Origin of the sequence: Mesorhizobium sp. M1423 (assembly GCF_040317575.1) — a bacterium.
GTDB lineage: Bacteria > Pseudomonadota > Alphaproteobacteria > Rhizobiales > Rhizobiaceae > Mesorhizobium.
Window position 1 is genome coordinate 20,557 of record NZ_JAMYKU010000042.1, and the last position, 17,945, is coordinate 38,501.

The following is a 17,945-nucleotide window of genomic DNA, read 5'->3' on the forward strand; positions in this document are numbered from 1 at the left end:
GCAGGTCCTCCCCGGTGATGACTGCAAATAGCGTCAGGCCGAGGCCTTGTCGATGTATTTCACCGCATCGCCAACAGTCAGGATGGTCTCGGCCGCATCGTCGGGGATTTCGACGCCGAACTCTTCTTCGAACGCCATGACAAGTTCGACCGTGTCGAGGCTGTCCGCGCCCAGATCATCGATGAAGCTCGCCTGCTCCGTCACCTTGTCGGCATCGACGCCAAGGTGCTCGATGACAATCTTCTTGACGCGCTCTGCGGTGTCACTCATTTGGGCATCCTCGTCTTTTGGTTGTCTGTCTTCGTTAGCGGGCAGAATGCCGCTAATCAAGCTGAAAGATGGTCCTGCCGGAAACGCAGCGGAACAGGACCGGTTTTTGCCCGAACCGCCGGGTTGCGGGCGGCATTACACGAAAAATCCCGTGCATCCAAGACGGAATGAAGCGTTTTCCCAAGTGTTAGATCATTGCCATGCCGCCATTGACATGAACGGTCTGGCCGGTGACGTAGGCCGCCTCATTGGAAGCGAGGTAGGCGACGGCAGAGGCGACTTCGGCGCCCGTGCCCATGCGCCGCGTCGGGATCGCCGCCATGATCGCCTCTTTCTGCTTGTCGTTGAGCTTGTCGGTCATCGCCGATTCGATGAAGCCCGGGGCGACGCAGTTGACGGTTATATTGCGGGTGGCGATCTCCTGCGCCAGCGATTTGGAAAAGCCGATCATACCGGCTTTGGAGGCGCAATAATTGGCCTGGCCGGGATTGCCGGTGACGCCGACCACTGAAGTGATGTTGATGATGCGGCCATGGCGGCGCCGCATCATCGGATGGGTAAGCTCGCGGGTCAGCCGGAACACGGCGGTCAAGTTGACCTCGATCACGCTATCCCAGTCGGCATCAGCCATGCGTACGAACAACCCGTCCTTCGTGATGCCGGCATTGTTGACGAGGATGTCGACGCCTTCGAGATCGGCCTCCGCCTTCTGGCCAAGCGCCTTGACCTCGTCGCGATTGGAAAGATTGGCCGGAAACAGCTTGACCCGGTCGCCCAGTTCGGCGGCCAGCGCCTCCAGTTTCTCGATACGCGTGCCGTGCAGGCCGACGATGGCGCCCTGGCCATGCAGCACGCGGGCGATCGCCTCGCCGATGCCCCCCGATGCGCCGGTGACGAGCGCCTTGCGGCCGGTCAATTCGAACATTTTTGTCTCCTGATCTGAGCGAACAGCCTTCGCACGGAGCGGGGTCAAATCGCCAGTTGATTATGCAAGCGCCGCCAGCGCCGCCTCGACATCCGCCGCGGATCCGATTGCACTGGTGGCAATATCGCGGTTAATGCGCCGCGCCAGCCCCGACAGAACCTTGCCGGCGCCTACTTCATATAGCGTCGCAACGCCATTCGCGCCGAACCACTCCACCGTTTCGCGCCAGCGCACGCGCCCGATCACCTGTTCGACGAGGCGGCGGGCGATCTCGTCGGGATCGCTCGTCGGGGTCACCGTAACATTGGAGACCAGCGGCACGGCCGGTGCACTCTTCGTCACGGCGGCCAGTGCCTCCCGCATGATCTCGGCCGCCGGCTTCATCAATGCCGAATGGAAGGGCGCCGAAACCTGCAGCATGAGCGCCCGCTTGGCGCCCTTCTCCGTGCATAGCTTCGCCGCCAGTTCGACCGCCGACCTGGCGCCGGAGATTACCAGCTGGCCGCCGCCATTATCATTGGCGATCTGGCAAACCAAGGCTTGCGCGGGATCTTTGGCCGCGCCTTGGGCAGCCTCTGCGCAGGCGGCTTCGACGTCGGCTTGTTCCAGCCCGATGATCGCCGCCATGGCGCCCTCGCCGGCCGGTACCGCCGCCTGCATGGCGTTACCCCGGATGCGCAACAGTCGGGCGGCGTCGGCGACCGAAACGAAACCGGCGGCCGCAAGTGCCGAATATTCGCCAAGCGAGTGGCCGGCGACATAGGTGACCTTGCCTTTCAGGGAGAAGCCGCGCGCCTCCAACGCCCGGATTGCGGCAAGCGACACCGCCATCAGCGCCGGCTGGGCATTGGCGGTCAGCGTCAGCGTCTCTTCCGGGCCTTCCCAGATAAGCTTCGATAGATTTTCGCCGAGCGCATCATCGACTTCCTCGAAGATCCGCCGCGATTCAACAAAGGTATCGGCAAGGTCCTTGCCCATGCCGACAGCCTGGCTGCCCTGCCCCGGAAAGGTGAATGCGATGGCCATCGGCGGCTCCCAGCTGCTGGTTCTCGTTGCCTGTGACGCAAGGCGTGCGGCCAAGTCAAGTCCAACCTTGACCGCGCAACGTCGGCCGAGTGCCTGTTTCGGCAGGCTTTTTGGCGATCACTCATGATGAAAACCGCTCACGATTTGTTTGCTGGCTCTTCTTATTTCCGCCACAGGCGCTAGCTTTGCGTGACAGTTCGATGACAGTCGAGTGACGCTTTTGTTGCGGGCCGGGGAACTATCGCAGTGGCAAAGACCAGGAAGAGCGCAGCCGAGGCCGCGCCACAGTTTCTCGAAGGCGATCCGGCCACCGGCTATCTGCCAGGGCGCAAATGGCCTGTCATCCGCTATGGCTTCATCAGCCTGTTGGCCGCGGCCATCCTGGTGTTCGCTATCGAATTGATCGTGCGCGGCAACTTTGCCGGCACCATCGACTTCTTTCTGCAGCCCTTCAAACCCGGCTGGACCACAATCATCATTTTTGCGTTGATCCTCATAGGGCTCGACGCCGTGCTCGGCCGCAGCCATCAGAGCCTGATGATCCTCGCGCCGCTGACGTTGTCGCTGGCGTTCGTCGGCCACCAGAAGTCGCTCTATCTCGGCGATCCGCTCTATCCGACCGATTTCCTCTATTCTCGGCAGATCGTGGCGCTGATGCCGCTCCTGGTACGCGATCGCCCGGGAACCGCCATTGCCCTGGCGATCGGCGTCGGCGGCGGGCTGTCGCTTCTCGTCTATGGCTGGCGGCTATGGCGCCGCCGCGTTCCGGCGCTCAGCCACAAGGGCCGCCTTGCCCGACTGACGCTGACAGTGCCGCTGATCGCCTTCTTCGTCTCCATCATGGACTATGCCACTTTCTCATGGACGCGCGACCGGCTGCAGATCATCCCGATCATGTGGGACCAGAAGGAAAACTATGCCTCGAACGGTTTTGCGCTCGCATTCGCGCTGAACGTCCCGATGGCCCATGTCTCGGCGCCGCCCGGCTATTCCGGCAAGGCGATCGAAGCGATCGGCAAACCGCAGGTGACGGCCTCGGTACCCGCCGAGAAGCCCGACATCATCGTCGTCATGAGCGAATCCTTCTGGGATCCGACCAAGCTGCCCGGCGTCACCATCACGCCCGACCCTATCCCCAATGTGCGGGCACTGCGCACGGGCTACATGTTCTCGCCCGAATTCGGCGGCATGACGGCCAACATCGAGTTCGAGGCCCTGACCGGCTTTTCCAACGCCTTCCTGCCGGCGGGCAGTATTCCCTACCAGCAATATGTGCGGACACCGACCCCGTCGCTGGCGACCTTCCTGAAAAGTCAGGGCTACCGGGCGCGCGCCATCCATCCCGGCACCAACTGGTTCTGGAACCGGGGAGCCGTCTATGCCGATTTCGGCTTCAACGACTTCAAATCCGAGGAGACGTTGCCGCCCATGCAAAAACGCGGACCGCTCGCGTCGGACGCAGCGATGACCGACGAGATCATCCACGAGGCCGATACCAGCGCCGAGCCGGTCTTCTTTTTCGCCGTCAGCCTGCAGAACCACGGGCCGTATGAGCCCTATCGCTATAACAATCCGACCCATAAGGTGCAGGCGCCGATCAGCCAATGGGCACGTGAATCGCTGTTGAGCTACGCCGAAGGCTCTTCCGACGCGGACCGTGGCCTCGAGCGGCTGATCGAATGGGCGAAGAAACGCCAGCGGCCGACGGTCATCGCCTTCTTCGGCGACCATCTGCCGCCGCTTGGGCCGGTCTACGTCGAGACCGGTTTCCTGAAGGACAATGTCGCGCCGCGCAAGGAGGCGGCCGACCAGATGCTGCTGCACCACCAGACGCCACTGATCGTCTGGTCAAACCGCAGCGGCCCGGCCGAGGATCTCGGCGCCGTCAGCCCAGCCTTCCTGCCCTATCATATCCTGAAGACTGCCGGCATCAGTCATCCCTATTACACCGGCTTCCTCGGCCAGTTGCGGGAGCACTACCGCGTCATCGACCGCAATTTGCTGTTGGCACCGGCGGGCGACGCCACCCCCGATTGGTCGCGTCAGAAAGAGATCGACCCGGCAATCCGCGACTTCCGTCTGCTGCAGTACGACATGATGTTCGGCAAGCGCCATGCGGCGCCCGACTTCTTCCCCGAAACCACAGGCAAAGTGGCTGCGCACACGAGTTGAGCAGCGGCGGCGGAACGGCCGTTGGGCGACTGACGTCGTTCAGTTCGTCAAGTGCAGTTGCGAAATCGAGCTTCCGATTTTCAGGAAGACGCTTTCGAGCTGACTGACGTCGTTGGTCGGGTAATAATCCGACGGCGACGACGCGCAGGCCTCGTAGAGCTTGCGGTTGGCTGCGGTGTCGGCCTGCAGCAGTACTGTGAAGATCTGCACGTCCTGTTTCTTCAACGTGTTGCAGACATTGGTTGTCCAGTCGTCGACATTGCGCGCGGCCGCGGTCTGGTCGCTGGATCCGAACCGACCCGAAGCCAGGAACCCGTAAGAACCATAGTCCGACTTCTGTGGCGTATCCTTCGCGCCATAGACAACATTTTCGCCGTCGGTGAGCAGCAGCACCGTTTTGGTCGTGCCTGACGCCCTGAACGGCGCGCCGTCACTGTAGGGCGGTTCCGGCGAGAGTACCCGCATCCCCCATGACAACCCTTCCGAAACATTGGTCCCCGAGCCGTTCCATTCGATCATCTCACTGACGGCCTTACGCAATTTGTCGAAATCGTCGGTCAGCGGCACTATCGGCGTCGGACAGGCCCGGTTTGGGCCGATGGTCAGGGGGCCTTTCTTGTCGTTGATCAGCTTCATCGTCGAAACACTGTACTTCGCGATGTCGCCGGTGAGGCCGGGAAGCAGGGTGATAACCGTATCGTCGAGATAGGAATTATTGTAGCCGGTCGCCGAATTGCCATAGGAGCTGTTCGGATTTTTGGCGTTACCTGGATCGTCCGGCGCGAAATAAGGTACGAACAGGGTGTCCGGTTTGTTTTGGTCGGGCGAAATGTCGGAAACATTGTTGGTTCCGGGCCGCGCCTCGACGCAGCCGCTCCATTCGACGCCCAATTGCTTGAACAGGTCCATATGGGTGATGCGCTTGCCGCCGACCAAGGGGAAATTGGCGCCATTGTTCGGCGATTTGCCGGCCATGTCGATCCAGGACGGATCGTAGTCCTCGCCCTTGACGTTGACCGCGGTGACGAACGGCACCACTGCGACACGTACGCTGCGCGTCGGCGACTTCGCGGCTTGGAGCATATCGATCAAGCCCGTCGCCGCCGTCCGCAATGCGCCGATGCGGTCGTTGCTGGCCATCGACCCGGTATTGTCGAGCACCAGCACGACTTCGAGCTGATTGGTCGATTCGATGGCGCCAGCATCGACGGTGATGCGCTTGTCGTTGCCGAACAGGAAAGCGAAGTTCAAGTTGACGTCCGCCGCGGCGACGGCCTTTGTCTGGATGTAATTGAGGCCCCTTTCGACGGTAAGCGTCGCTTCGGCGTTCCTCAACTCGCTGTGGCCGGCGACATTGGTCTGGAAATAGCGGTCGAAGACGTCCTTGCGCGTGGCCTCGATGTCGCCGAGATGCGAAGATGCAAGGTTCGCGGCATCGAGCGCGTTCTGCAAGCTGACCTTGGCCCTCATCAAGGTGGACACGTCCACGGCAAACGCGACGGCCGTCAGAACCGCAGGCAGCCCGAACGCCAGCATCAGGGCAAAGTTGCCGCTCTTCGAACGGCAGAACTTGTCGAACAGCATTTTACCCCCAAAACCGCCGTGCTGCAGGTGTCGCGCGAAGTGTTTCGTTTTGCATTCGCATGATGAACGACGGGTTGCCACCATGCCCGCCGGCACGGGAACTTCGCATGATGGTTAAGGTCAGGTTTCAGGAAATCCGTAAAACCTTGCCATCGAGGCCCGTTGTGCTCTGGAAGGTAGGGCGCTAATCGAGCCATTTGGCCTGTCGTTTGGCCTTGCTTTGCGGTCAAATTCCTGTATAGACGCCCGCAATCTGCCGGTCCTTGCTGGGGGCTGAACGGAGGGCCGGAGGTTTTCGAACCTTCGCGTGGAGCCAGAAGCGCTTCCGCCTCCCGTGTCTCCGCTCTCGACCGTCTCGTCATGCTCCTTTCTTCCCCGTCTTCGCAAGGATTGCGGGTCAGAGAAGTTGCAGAGGCTTTTGCCGCCGGGAACCGGGAGAGAAACGAAGAAAGGCACGAACACTATGGCTCTATACGAACATGTGTTTCTTGCCCGGCAGGACCTCTCGCAGCAGCAGGTCGATGCGCTTGTCGAACAGTACAAGGGCGTCCTCACCGCGAATGGCGGGTCCGTCGGCCGGGTCGAGAACTGGGGACTGAAGTCCCTCACCTACCGGGTCAACAAGAACCGGAAGGCATATTATACACTCATGGACATCACCTGCCCGCCGGCCGCGCTCAATGAGATGGAGCGCCAGATGGGCCTGTCCGAGGACGTGCTGCGTTTCCTGACCATCAAGGTCGATGCGCATGAGGAAGGCCCGTCGGCAATGATGCAGAAGCGCGAAGAGCGCTCGGAACGCGGCGGCTTCGGCGACCGCGACCGTGGCGATCGTGGCCCGCGCTCATTCGGCGACCGCGATCGCGGTGACCGTGGTGATCGTCCGCCGCGCAGCTTCGGCGATGGCGGTGCCGATCGTGGCCCGCGCCGTCCGCGCGAAGGCTTTGAAGGAGCCGCAGAATAATGGTCGACATCAACCAGATCCCAACCCGGCGCCCCTTCCACCGTCGCCGCAAGACTTGCCCGTTCTCCGGCGCCAACGCGCCGAAGATCGACTACAAGGACGTGCGGCTTCTGCAGCGCTACATTTCCGAGCGCGGCAAGATCGTGCCGTCGCGCATCACCGCCGTCAGCCAGAAGAAGCAGCGCGAACTCGCCAAGGCGATCAAGCGCGCCCGCTTCCTCGGCCTGCTGCCCTACGTGGTCCGCTAAGACTGATTAGTTGACCATGATCTTATCCGAAAACCGGTTTCCACTTTTCGGGATCATGGTCTAGCCAGCGGGCGGTTCGCCGCCCGCTTTTTTCACCGGCCACGACGGGCGTAGCTGGATCGAACACCAAATCCCGGGTTGGATTTCGACAAGAGATCCTAACTGCCGCGACAGGCAGGACAGCGACACAGGCGGCGACGCCCCAGCTTCCTGACCTGTTCCAGACAATTCGGCGCCGATCCTGAGGATAGGCGCCCAACCGAAGGAACAAAACCATGGAAGTCATTCTTCTCGAACGCGTTTCCCGGCTCGGCCAGATGGGCGACACCGTCAAGGTCAAGGACGGGTTCGCCCGCAATTTCCTGCTGCCGCAGGGCAAGGCGCTGCGCGCCAACGAAGGTAACAAGAAGAAGTTCGAGGGACAGCGCGCCCAACTCGAGGCCCGCAACCTGGAGCGCAAGTCCGAGGCCGCGCAGATTGCTGAAAAGCTCGACGGCAAGAGCTTCATCGCCGTGCGCTCGGCCGGCGAGACCGGTCAGCTCTATGGTTCGGTGTCGACGCGCGACATCGCCGAGCTGTTGACGGCGGAAGGTTTTTCGGTGAACCGCAACCAGATCCTGCTCAATCAGCCGATCAAGACCATCGGCGTCACCAACGTGGCGATCGCACTGCACCCGGAAGTCGAGGTCACCATCACGCTCAACATTGCCCGCACGGCCGACGAAGCCGAACGCCAGGCCAAGGGCGAAACGCTGACCACCGCCGAAGCCATCTACGGCGAAGACATCAACGACAATGCGCGGCCGGAAAATTTCTTCGATCCGAACGCGGAGTTCGAGGGCGGCGAAGACAACGGCTGATCGTTGTTCGCCGGCATTCGTCGGCTAATACCTATCTGGACCAATGCCCGGGCCTCGCACCCGGGCATTTTTATGCCAAATGGAACTTTTCGAACCCCTATATCTTGATGCAGAATAGGACAGCATGTCTGGCCGAGAGGGGACAATTGGTCATGAATATTCTGCTTAAGCGCGTTCTCGACCGCCTGGTCCGCACAGGCAATCTCAAGGTGACAGGGCCGCAAGGCTCGATGGTGACTTTCGGTGACGGCAGCGGCGAGCCGGTGCACATGCACATCAAGACAAGGCATGCCGAGCGCGCCATCACTTTTGATCCGATGCTGGCGGTGCCGGAAGCCTACATGGACGGTGAACTCGACATTATCGAGGGCGGCGTGCTGGGGGTGATGCGCATTGCGTTCCAGAACATGGGCAGCGGCGGCATCGATGCCACCTGGTCGAAGGCGATCGAGGGTCTGCGCCACGCCTTCCGGCGCCTGCAGCAGATCAACACGGCGTCGCGGGCGCGCCGCAACGTGCAGCGCCACTACGATCTGTCGGGCGACCTCTATCGCCTCTTCCTCGATGAGGACATGCAGTATTCCTGCGCCTATTTCGAGCAGCCGGACATGACGCTCGATGAGGCCCAGGCAGCCAAGAAGCGCCACATCGCCGCCAAGCTCAGGTTGAAAGCCGGCCAGACGGTACTCGACATCGGCTCCGGCTGGGGCGGGCTTGGCCTCTATCTCGCCAAGGCGTTCGACGTCGACGTGCAAGGCGTGACGCTGTCGACCGAGCAGCACGGCGTCGCCACCGACCGCGCGCACGCGCAAGGCCTGCAAAACCGGGTGCATTTCGACCTCAAGGACTATCGCGAGCTCAATGAGCGTTTCGACCGCATCGTCTCGGTCGGCATGTTCGAGCATGTCGGCGTCAATCATTTCCGTACCTTCTTCGACAAGTCGGCGACGCTGCTGAAGCCGGACGGTGTCATGCTGCTGCACACGATCGGCCGTTCCGGTGTGCCGTGGGCGACCAGCGCCTTCATTCGCAAATACATCTTCCCGGGCGGCTATATCCCGTCGCTCTCCGAAGTGATGCCGGCTATCGAAAAATCGGGGCTCGTCGTCACCGACATCGAGGTTCTGCGGCTGCATTATGCCGAGACGCTGAAGCATTGGGGCGAGCGCTTTGCCGCCAACCGCGACAAGGCCAAGGCGATCTATGACGAGCGCTTCTGCCGCATGTGGGAGTTCTATCTTGCTGCCTCGGAAGCTGCCTTCCGATGGCAGGATCTGGTGATCTTCCAAATCCAGATCGCCAAGAAGAACGACACGCTGCCGGTGACGCGCGACTACATGGCCAGTTGCGAGAAGGCGCTGGAGATGCGCGATCTTGGACGTCGTGAAAAGGCTCCTGCGGCCAAGCCCACTCGCCGCCGCAAGGTGGCGGATCCGGAGTAGACTGCCGGCGATCGCGCCATTGCCGCTTGCCATTGCCGGCTGGCACGCTGAAAAAGGTCTCGTCAACGCGGGACCTTTTTTCATGACCTACCTCCTCTACGTCGCCGCCGCACTTGCCGAGATCGCCGGCTGCTTCTCGTTCTGGGCGTGGTGGCGGCTGGATAAGTCGCCGCTGTGGTTGGCGCCCGGTCTCGTCTCACTGGTGCTATTCGCGTGGCTGCTGGCGCTTGTCGACACCAGTGCGGCGGGCCGGGCCTATGCCGCCTATGGCGGCATCTACATTGCCGCCTCGCTGGTCTGGCTATGGTTGGCGGAAGGCGTGCACCCCGACAGTTGGGATCTTGCCGGTGCCACGATCTGCATCATTGGCGCCTCGGTCATCGTGCTCGCACCTCGGGCTGCGTAGACCATGGAACTGCCCGCCCCGCTTAGACAAGGCGTCGACCGCCTTCTCGAACAGGTGCCGTTGCCGATGATCAAGCAAGCGGCCAAGACGCTGTCGGACCGCTACCGCGCCGAGTTGCGCGATGGCCGCCTGCACATGGCAGAAGAAATGGCGGTTAAGGCCTATCTGGCAACGCGGCTGCCGGCGACCTATGCGGCCGTCCGCGCCAGTCTCGATGCGGTGGGCGAGTCTCGGCCCGACTATGCTCCGAAGACCTTGCTCGATGTCGGCGCCGGCCCTGGGACGGTGCTTTGGGCCACAATCGATCTCTGGCCCGATCTCGAACAGGCAGTGCTGCTCGAGGCCGGTGCCGCGGTGCGGCGGGTCGGCGAGGCGCTTGCCGCCGAGGCAATCCATGCCAAGACCGCCTGGCTGACCGGTGACGTCACCATCGACCTGGTCGATCTGGAGCCGGCCGAGCTGGTGACTTCAGCCTATGTGCTGGATGAGATCGCGCCGGCATCGCTGGCAAAACTAATCGACCGGCTCTGGCAGCTGACCGCCGACACGCTGCTGGTCGTCGAGCCAGGCACGCCGGCCGGCTGGCAGCGCATCCTTGCCGTGCGGCGGCAGCTGATCGAGGCGGGGGCGCACGTGCTCGCGCCCTGCCCGCATGAGGCGCCCTGCCCACTTGTCGCTCCCGACTGGTGCCATTTCGCCCGCCGCGTCGCCCGCTCGCGCCTGCACCGTCTGGCCAAGGATGCCGAGGTGCCGTGGGAGGACGAAAAGTTCATCTTTGTCGCCGCTTCCCGTCATCCGGCCGCTCCGCCCCGCGCGCGGGTGATCGCACCGCCGAAATCGGGCTCCGGCAAGGTCTTGCTGAAGCTTTGCCAACAGGATGGTCATGCTGCCGAGCGACTGTTCACGAAGCGCGACGGCGAGACGTTCAAGGCCGCGCGGCGACTGGACTCGGGTGACGCCTTGCCGGAATGACCGGCAGCTATTTTCCTGTTTTGTTCTCGCTCAAGAACGGCTAGGCTCGCCATCTTGATTCGAGTCAATCGAGATTCTTTCCACCGAAGTATCTTGGCTGTGAATCGCGGGCATCAAAGTTGGTTGGTTGGGGACTGATGCAGATAAGTCATCACCGACTTGTCTCGTTCTGATATCGAGAGACCGGGATCAGGACCGGGGACATCATGGCAGAGGCAGCACGAAAATTCGGCGTGGCGGAAACACCGCTCTATCGCGAGGCGCCGAACAACATCGAGGCCGAGCAGGCGCTGCTCGGCGCCATACTGGTCAACAACGATGCGTTCTACCGCGTCTCCGACTTTCTGAAGCCTGGCCATTTCTACGAGCCGCTGCACAGGAAGATCTTCGAGGTCGCGGCCGAGCTCATCCGCATGGGCAAGATCGCGACGCCGATCACGCTGAAGACCTTCCTGCCGGCCGACGAGAAGGTCGGCGACATGACGGTGGCGCAATATGTCGTGCGGCTGGCGGTCGAGGCCGTCACCGTCGTCAACGCCACCGACTATGGCCGCGCTATCTACGATCTGGCCACGCGCCGCGCGCTGATCACCGTCGGCGAGGACATGGTCAACATCGCCTATGACGCGCCGGTCGACATGTCGCCCTCCGACCAGATCGAGGACGCCGAGCGGCGGCTGTTCGAGCTGGCCGAGACCGGCCGCTACGACGGCGGCTTCGAGAGCTTCACCGACGCTGTCAAGACGGCGGTCGACATGGCCAATGCCGCCTATATGCGCGACGGGCATTTGTCGGGCGTCGCCACCGGCTTGCGCGACCTCGACCGTCGCATGGGCGGCCTGCAGTCGTCCGACTTGATCATCATTGCCGGCCGCCCCGGCATGGGTAAAACCTCGCTCGCCACCAACATCGCCTTCAATATCGCGGAGGCGTATGTCCCGGCGCAGCAGGCCGACGGCTCGTTCAAGGCGGCCAATGGCGGCGTCGTCGGCTTCTTTTCGCTCGAAATGTCATCCGAACAGCTCGCCACCCGCATTATTTCCGAACAGACCGAAATCCCGTCGTCGAAAATCCGCCGCGGCGAGATCAGCGAGATGGATTTCGAAAAGCTCGTCGCCTGTTCGCAGACCATGCAGAAAATCCCGCTGTTCATCGACCAGACCGGCGGTATTTCCATCGCTCAGCTGTCCGCCCGCGCGCGTCGCCTGAAGCGCCAGCGCGGTCTCGACGTCATCGTCATCGACTATATCCAGCTGATGCAGGGATCGAGCGCGAAATCATCGCAAAACCGCGTCCAGGAAATCACCGAGATCACCACCGGGCTCAAGGCATTGGCCAAGGAGCTGGCGGTGCCGATCATCGCGCTGTCGCAGCTGTCGCGCCAGGTCGAGAGCCGCGACGACAAGCGCCCGCAGCTTTCGGATCTGCGCGAATCGGGCTCCATCGAGCAGGACGCCGACGTGGTGCTGTTCGTCTACCGCGAGGAATATTATCTGAAGAACCGCGAGCCGAAGCCGGGCACCGACGAATACATCAAGTGGGAACACGAGATGAACGAGATGCGCGGCAAGGCCGAGGTAATCGTCGCCAAGCAGCGCCACGGCCCAACGGGATCGGTCAGCCTCGCCTTCCAGGGCGAGTTCACCCGCTTCTCGGACCTCGCGGAAGAGCATCATTTGCCGGATCGGTTCGAGTAGCTTGTTGGCCAACCGTCGCGTTCCGTCACACCCCCCTCTGGCCTGCCGGCCATCTCCCCTGCAAGGGGGGAGATCGGCAGTTTTGTCGCCGGCTCTCTTCTTGCGGCATCGGCGATTGGCGAAAGCATCAATGACAGCCAATCTCCCCCCTTGCGGGGGAGATGTCCGGCAGGACAGAGGGGGGTGGGCAGGATCGACGAGCCTCGGCAATTGGCAAGCGACGCGACGCTGATGGCCAAATCCCGTATCCAGTTCATCTGCCAGAATTGCGGTTCGGTGCATCAGCGTTGGGCCGGCAAATGTGATGCCTGCGGCGAGTGGAACACGCTGGTCGAGGAAGGCACGTCGGGCGGCATCGGCTCCGGCCCGGCCAACACCCGCAACGCCCGCAAAGGCCGCGCGGTGGTGCTGACCAGCCTCTCCGGCGACATCGAGGACGCGCCGCGCATCGTCTCCGGCATCGGCGAACTCGACCGCGCCACCGGCGGCGGCTTCGTGCGCGGCTCGGCGCTTTTGGTCGGCGGCGATCCCGGCATCGGCAAGTCGACGCTGCTCACCCAGGCTGCAGCCGCACTGGCGGCAAAGGGCCACCGCATCGTCTACGTCTCCGGTGAAGAAGCGGTCGCCCAGATCAGGCTGCGCGCCCAGCGGCTCGGCGTCGCCGACACCCCGGTCGAACTCGCCGCCGAGACCAACGTCGAGGACATCCTCGCCACCATTGCCGATGGCAAGCGGCCGGACCTGGTCATTCTCGATTCGATCCAGACGCTATGGACCGACATGGCCGATTCAGCGCCCGGCACGGTGACCCAGGTGCGTGCCGCCGCCCAAGCGATGATCCGCTATGCAAAATCCACAGGGGCGGCGATCGTTCTGGTCGGCCATGTCACCAAGGAGGGCCAGATCGCCGGCCCACGCGTCGTCGAGCACATGGTCGACGCGGTGCTCTATTTCGAGGGCGAAGGCGGCCACCACTACCGCATCCTGCGAACGGTCAAGAACCGCTTCGGGCCAACCGACGAGATCGGCGTCTTCGAAATGTCGGACAAGGGCTTGCGGGAAGTCGCCAACCCGTCCGAGCTTTTCCTCGGTGAACGTCACGCGAAGTCGCCGGGTGCCGCGGTTTTCGCCGGCATGGAAGGCACACGGCCGGTGCTGGTCGAGATCCAGGCGCTGGTAGCACCTTCGACGCTCGGCACGCCACGCCGCGCCGTCGTCGGCTGGGACGGCGCCCGGCTGTCGATGATCCTGGCGGTTCTGGAAGCCCATTGCGGCGTTCGCTTGGGCACGCACGACGTCTATCTCAACGTTGCCGGCGGCTACCGCATTTCGGAGCCGGCGGCCGACCTGGCGGTGGCGGCGGCACTGGTTTCCTCGCTCACCGGTCTTGCCCTTCCCGCCGATTGCGTCTATTTCGGCGAAATCAGCCTTTCGGGGGCGGTGAGGCCGGTTGCGCATGCGCAGCAGCGCCTCAAGGAAGCCGAAAAGCTGGGTTTCGGAAGCGCGGTTCTGCCCTTGGGCAGCGAGGAACTTGTTGGTGGTAATGGGGCCGGGGGGATCGGAGCCGGCGCTTTCCAGCCCACCGAGCTTGCCGATCTCGTGGCGCGCATAGCCGGCTCTCGGCGCAGCCGCGCCGACGAGCAAGACTGATGCGGCTCGTCGAGTCGTGAAAAAGAGATCGGAGCGGGGCGAAAAACATGCCGATTACGCTGCTTGACGGAATTCTCGTCGGCTTCACCCTGGTCTCGGCGATGCTCGCCATGGTTCGCGGCTTTTCGCGCGAGATCCTGTCGATCATCTCCTGGGCAGTTGCCGCTGCGGCGGCCTTCTTCTTCTACAAGCCGGTGCTGCCTTACATTCAGCCCTATATCGACAACGAAAAGGCAGCCATGGCGGCGGCCGCCGGTATCGTCTTCATTGTCGCGCTGATCGTCGTTTCCGTCATCACCATGAAGCTCGCCGACTGGATCATCGATTCCAGGATCGGCGCGCTCGATCGCACACTTGGCTTCCTCTATGGCGCGGCGCGCGGCATCCTGGTGGTCGCGGTCGCACTGCTGTTTTTCAATTGGCTGGCCGGCGCCAAAGCTCCAGGCTGGATTGCCAACGCCAAGTCAAAGCCGCTGCTCGAATCGATCGGTGCCAAGCTGGAAAGCCTGCTGCCCGAGGATCCGGAAAACGCCATCCTCAACAAGCTCAATCCGAATCAGCCGGCCACCGAGACGCCTCTGGCCCCCGACGCGCCTGCAGCGGAAGCACCTGCCGCCGGCGACGACGCCACTGCTCCGGCACCCGATGACAGCGACGCTCCGCCGGCCGACAATGCGCCCGCGACGCCGGCACCTGCAAACCCGGCGCCGGCAAACTGATTTCGGCAGACTTGCTCGCCTCGAGACTGTCGATCATGTGAACGTCGCACGACGTGCGTTGCTTTCGATGCGCTATGACCTTATATGGCGACTTTAGCGGAGCTTGAGCCCCCAATGGCAGCCTCAGTGGCAGACGCAGACGACGTGCTTTCCGCCGAAGCCGACGACCATTTCCACGACGAATGCGGCGTGTTCGGTATTTTCGGCCGGCAGGACGCCGCAGCCATCGTCACGCTCGGCCTGCATGCGTTGCAGCATCGAGGCCAGGAAGCGGCCGGCATCGTTTCCTATGACGGCACCCAATTCCATGTCGAACGCCATGTCGGCCTGATCGGCGACACCTTCACCAAGCAGCGTGTCATCGACAGCCTGCAAGGCAACCGTGCCATCGGCCACACACGCTATGCCACCACCGGTGGCGCTGGCTTGCGCAACATCCAGCCTTTCTTCGCCGAACTTGCCGATGGCGGCTTTGCCGTCGCCCATAACGGCAATCTCACCAACGCCATGACCGTTCAGCGCGCCCTGCAGAAGCAGGGCGCCATCTTCTCTTCCACCTCCGACACCGAGACGCTCTTGCATCTGGTCGCCACCAGCAAGGAGCGCGACCTGAATTCGCGTTTCATCGATGCGGTGCGCCAGGTCGAAGGTGCCTTCTCGCTGGTGGCAATGACGTCCAAGAAGATGATCGGCTGCCGCGACCCGCTCGGTATCCGGCCGCTGGTGCTTGGCGATCTCGACGGCGCCTGGATTCTCGCCTCCGAAACCTGCGCGCTCGACATTATTGGGGCGCGTTTCGTGCGCGACCTGAAGCCCGGCGAAATGGTCGTCGTCACCAGCAAGGGAATCGAGAGCCTGTTCCCGTTCGAGCCGCAGAAGACCCGCTTCTGCATTTTCGAATATGTCTACTTCGCCCGGCCGGATTCTTCGGTCGAAGGCCGCAATGTCTACGAGGTACGCAAGCGCATCGGCGCCGAGCTGGCGCTGGAGAGCCCGGTCGAGGCCGACATCGTCGTGCCGGTGCCGGATTCGGGCACACCGGCGGCGATCGGCTTTTCGCAGGCCGCGGGCATTCCGTTCGAGCTCGGCATCATCCGCAATCACTATGTCGGCCGCACCTTCATCCAGCCCGGCGATTCGATCCGCCACATGGGCGTCAAGCTTAAGCACAACGCCAATCGCCGCATGATCGAAGGCAAGCGTGTGGTGCTGGTCGACGATTCGATCGTACGCGGCACCACCAGCCAGAAGATCGTGCAGATGGTGCGCGATGCCGGCGCCAAGGAAGTGCATATGCGCATCGCCTCGCCGCCGACGCGCGCCTCCTGCTTTTACGGCGTCGACACACCGGAAAAGTCGAAGTTGCTGGCCTCGCGCATGTCGGTGGAGGAGATGGCCGAGTTCATCCGCGTCGATTCGCTCGGCTTCCTCTCGATCGACGGGCTCTACCGGGCCGTCGGCGAAGCCGGCCGCGACAACGAACAGCCGCAATTCTGCGACGCCTGTTTCACCGGCCAGTATCCGACCCGGCTTGCCGATTTCGAAGGCTCCGACAATGTCCGCACGCTGTCGCTATTGGCGGCAGGCGGGTCGTAAGGTTGCCGGATCGCCATTTGTCTTCGCCAGGTTACCCCCCTCTGCCCTGCCGGGCATCTCCCCCTCAAGGGGGGAGATCGGCTGAATTGTCGACTTTCGCCAATCGCGACGGTCGCAGAACAGGCGCTGAGCCTGATGAGGGCCAATCTCCCCCCTTGAGGGGGAGATGCCCGGCAGGGCAGAGGGGGGTGCCTCACGCCGACCTCATGGAAGTTCAAGCATGACCCTCGATCTCTCCGGCCGCGTTGCGGTCGTCACCGGCGCCTCGCGCGGTATCGGCTATTTCATCGCCACGGAGCTTGCCGCCGCCGGCGCACATGTGATTGCGGTTGCCCGCACCGTCGGAGGGCTGGAAGAACTCGACGACCAGATCAAAGCAGGCGGCGGACAGGCGACGCTGGTACCGCTCGATCTTGCCGACATGGCGGGGATCGACCGGCTGGGCGGCGCCATCCACGAGCGCTGGGGCAAGCTCGACATACTGGTCGCCAACGCCGCCGTGCTCGGCGTCATCGCTCCGATCGGCCATGTCGAGGCAAAGACCTTCGAGAAGGTGATGACCATCAACGTCACCGCAACATGGCGGCTGATCCGCTCGGTCGACCCGCTGCTGAGACTCTCCGATGCCGGCCGCGCTATCGTACTGAGTTCCAGCCTGGCCCACTCCGCACGCGCCTTCTGGGCGCCTTATGCGGCGTCGAAGGCGGCGGTCGAGGCCATGACGCGTTCGTGGGCGCATGAGACCGAAAACCTGCCGCTCAGGGTCAACGCCGCCGATCCCGGGGCAACGCGCACCGCCATGCGGGCGCAGGCGGTACCCGGCGAGGATCCGGAGACTCTGCCGCACCCTTCGGAGATCGCCAAGCGTATCGTGCCGTTGGCCAGCCCTGCGCTCAAGGAGACGGGGCTGATCTTCCAGGCCAAGCACAACCGCTTTGTCGCCTACCGGCAGCCGGAGTAAGCGGCCTGACATCACGCGGCTGTGATGCCGTGGCTTAACGCCGCGCTTCGGCCCAACTTTCGCCGCTTGGCCGGAGTTGCTAGGATCGCACCGACTCCCAAAACAAGCAGAGCGAGGAAATACTCATGGCGGCACCGAGCGTAGCGTTGGTCTGGTATCTGGTGATCGCCGGCCCGCAAGGCGGCATGGTCGTGCTGCCCAGCACCTTCGACACCCGCGAACAGTGCACCTCCGCCGTCACCGAATACCAGAAGCAGCCGACGCCGGCCGGCTGGTCGGTGCAGTGCGTACCGAGCGCCTCGCCGTTCGCGGACGAGGGCGACGCCGAGGAGCCGTCGGCGCAGTAGGACAGCGTGATCTCCCCCCTTGAGGGCAGGGCTATCGCATATGAGTGATGGCATTGATGAGATAGTCGTCGTTCCAGGCGCATTTCTTGATGCGATGGCTGATGGG

The 17,945-nt window shown here is 63.0% G+C and carries 17 protein-coding genes; 13 read left to right on the forward strand and 4 right to left on the reverse strand.

Features of this window, described 5'->3' with window-relative positions; all coding sequences use genetic code 11:
• Window positions 1–33: 33 nt before the first annotated feature.
• The 3 genes from NKG95_RS31830 to fabD all read right to left on the reverse strand — a co-directional run bounded on the left by NKG95_RS31830 (window position 34) and on the right by fabD (window position 2,221).
• Window positions 34–270, reverse strand: a complete 237-nt coding sequence (locus NKG95_RS31830) for an acyl carrier protein (RefSeq protein ID WP_006203723.1) — start codon at window positions 268–270, stop codon at window positions 34–36.
• 187 nt (window positions 271–457) lie between these two features.
• Complete coding sequence (gene fabG / locus NKG95_RS31835; protein ID WP_023719826.1) at window positions 458–1,195, reverse strand: 3-oxoacyl-[acyl-carrier-protein] reductase; 738 nt, start codon at window positions 1,193–1,195, stop codon at window positions 458–460.
• A 60-nt stretch (window positions 1,196–1,255) separates the two neighbouring features.
• Window positions 1,256–2,221, reverse strand: coding sequence for an ACP S-malonyltransferase (gene fabD, locus NKG95_RS31840; protein WP_352814843.1), 966 nt, complete (start codon window positions 2,219–2,221; stop codon window positions 1,256–1,258).
• Window positions 2,222–2,467: 246 nt separating this feature from the next.
• On the opposite strand from fabD, the gene NKG95_RS31845 reads away from it, so the two are divergent.
• Window positions 2,468–4,393, forward strand: a complete 1,926-nt coding sequence (locus tag NKG95_RS31845; RefSeq protein ID WP_352910766.1) for an LTA synthase family protein — start codon at window positions 2,468–2,470, stop codon at window positions 4,391–4,393.
• Between the two features lie 39 nt (window positions 4,394–4,432).
• On the opposite strand, the gene NKG95_RS31850 is transcribed toward NKG95_RS31845, so the two are convergent.
• Window positions 4,433–5,977, reverse strand: a complete 1,545-nt coding sequence (locus tag NKG95_RS31850) for a pilus assembly protein TadG-related protein (protein ID WP_353043524.1) — start codon at window positions 5,975–5,977, stop codon at window positions 4,433–4,435.
• A gap of 463 nt (window positions 5,978–6,440) precedes the next feature.
• Here NKG95_RS31850 and rpsF point away from each other — a divergent pair, with 463 nt between their 5' ends.
• From rpsF to NKG95_RS31910, 12 genes are all read left to right on the forward strand, one after another.
• A complete protein-coding gene (rpsF, locus tag NKG95_RS31855; RefSeq protein WP_352481813.1) occupies window positions 6,441–6,941 on the forward strand; it encodes a 30S ribosomal protein S6 in 501 nt (166 codons plus the stop codon).
• Complete coding sequence (gene rpsR, locus NKG95_RS31860) at window positions 6,941–7,189, forward strand: 30S ribosomal protein S18 (protein WP_006203718.1); 249 nt, start codon at window positions 6,941–6,943, stop codon at window positions 7,187–7,189. Before rpsF ends, rpsR begins: the two co-directional genes overlap by 1 nt.
• 275 nt (window positions 7,190–7,464) lie before the next feature.
• The gene (gene rplI, locus NKG95_RS31865; protein ID WP_023719831.1) at window positions 7,465–8,049 is read left to right on the forward strand and encodes a 50S ribosomal protein L9; all 585 of its coding nucleotides are present in this window, start codon (window positions 7,465–7,467) and stop codon (window positions 8,047–8,049) included.
• Window positions 8,050–8,201: 152 nt separating this feature from the next.
• On the forward strand, window positions 8,202–9,491 hold the full coding sequence (locus NKG95_RS31870) for a cyclopropane fatty acid synthase (protein ID WP_023719832.1): 1,290 nt from the start codon (window positions 8,202–8,204) through the stop codon (window positions 9,489–9,491).
• Window positions 9,492–9,573: 82 nt separating this feature from the next.
• A complete protein-coding gene (locus tag NKG95_RS31875) occupies window positions 9,574–9,897 on the forward strand; it encodes a YnfA family protein (protein WP_352849223.1) in 324 nt (107 codons plus the stop codon).
• 3 nt (window positions 9,898–9,900) lie between these two features.
• A complete protein-coding gene (locus tag NKG95_RS31880) occupies window positions 9,901–10,869 on the forward strand; it encodes a small ribosomal subunit Rsm22 family protein (protein WP_353043526.1) in 969 nt (322 codons plus the stop codon).
• Window positions 10,870–11,075: 206 nt separating this feature from the next.
• Window positions 11,076–12,566 (forward strand): replicative DNA helicase, encoded by a 1,491-nt coding sequence (locus NKG95_RS31885; protein ID WP_023677714.1) that lies wholly within the window; start codon window positions 11,076–11,078, stop codon window positions 12,564–12,566.
• Window positions 12,567–12,797: 231 nt separating this feature from the next.
• A complete protein-coding gene (radA, locus tag NKG95_RS31890) occupies window positions 12,798–14,216 on the forward strand; it encodes a DNA repair protein RadA (protein WP_353043527.1) in 1,419 nt (472 codons plus the stop codon).
• A gap of 47 nt (window positions 14,217–14,263) precedes the next feature.
• Window positions 14,264–14,935, forward strand: coding sequence for a CvpA family protein (locus NKG95_RS31895; RefSeq protein WP_023719837.1), 672 nt, complete (start codon window positions 14,264–14,266; stop codon window positions 14,933–14,935).
• A 114-nt stretch (window positions 14,936–15,049) separates the two neighbouring features.
• Entirely contained in the window at window positions 15,050–16,531 is a 1,482-nt protein-coding gene (purF, locus tag NKG95_RS31900; RefSeq protein ID WP_036244955.1) for an amidophosphoribosyltransferase, read from the forward strand.
• A 220-nt stretch (window positions 16,532–16,751) separates the two neighbouring features.
• Window positions 16,752–17,492, forward strand: coding sequence for an SDR family NAD(P)-dependent oxidoreductase (locus NKG95_RS31905; protein ID WP_353010464.1), 741 nt, complete (start codon window positions 16,752–16,754; stop codon window positions 17,490–17,492).
• A gap of 125 nt (window positions 17,493–17,617) precedes the next feature.
• Window positions 17,618–17,839 (forward strand): hypothetical protein, encoded by a 222-nt coding sequence (locus NKG95_RS31910; RefSeq protein ID WP_023719840.1) that lies wholly within the window; start codon window positions 17,618–17,620, stop codon window positions 17,837–17,839.
• Window positions 17,840–17,945 lie beyond the last annotated feature (106 nt).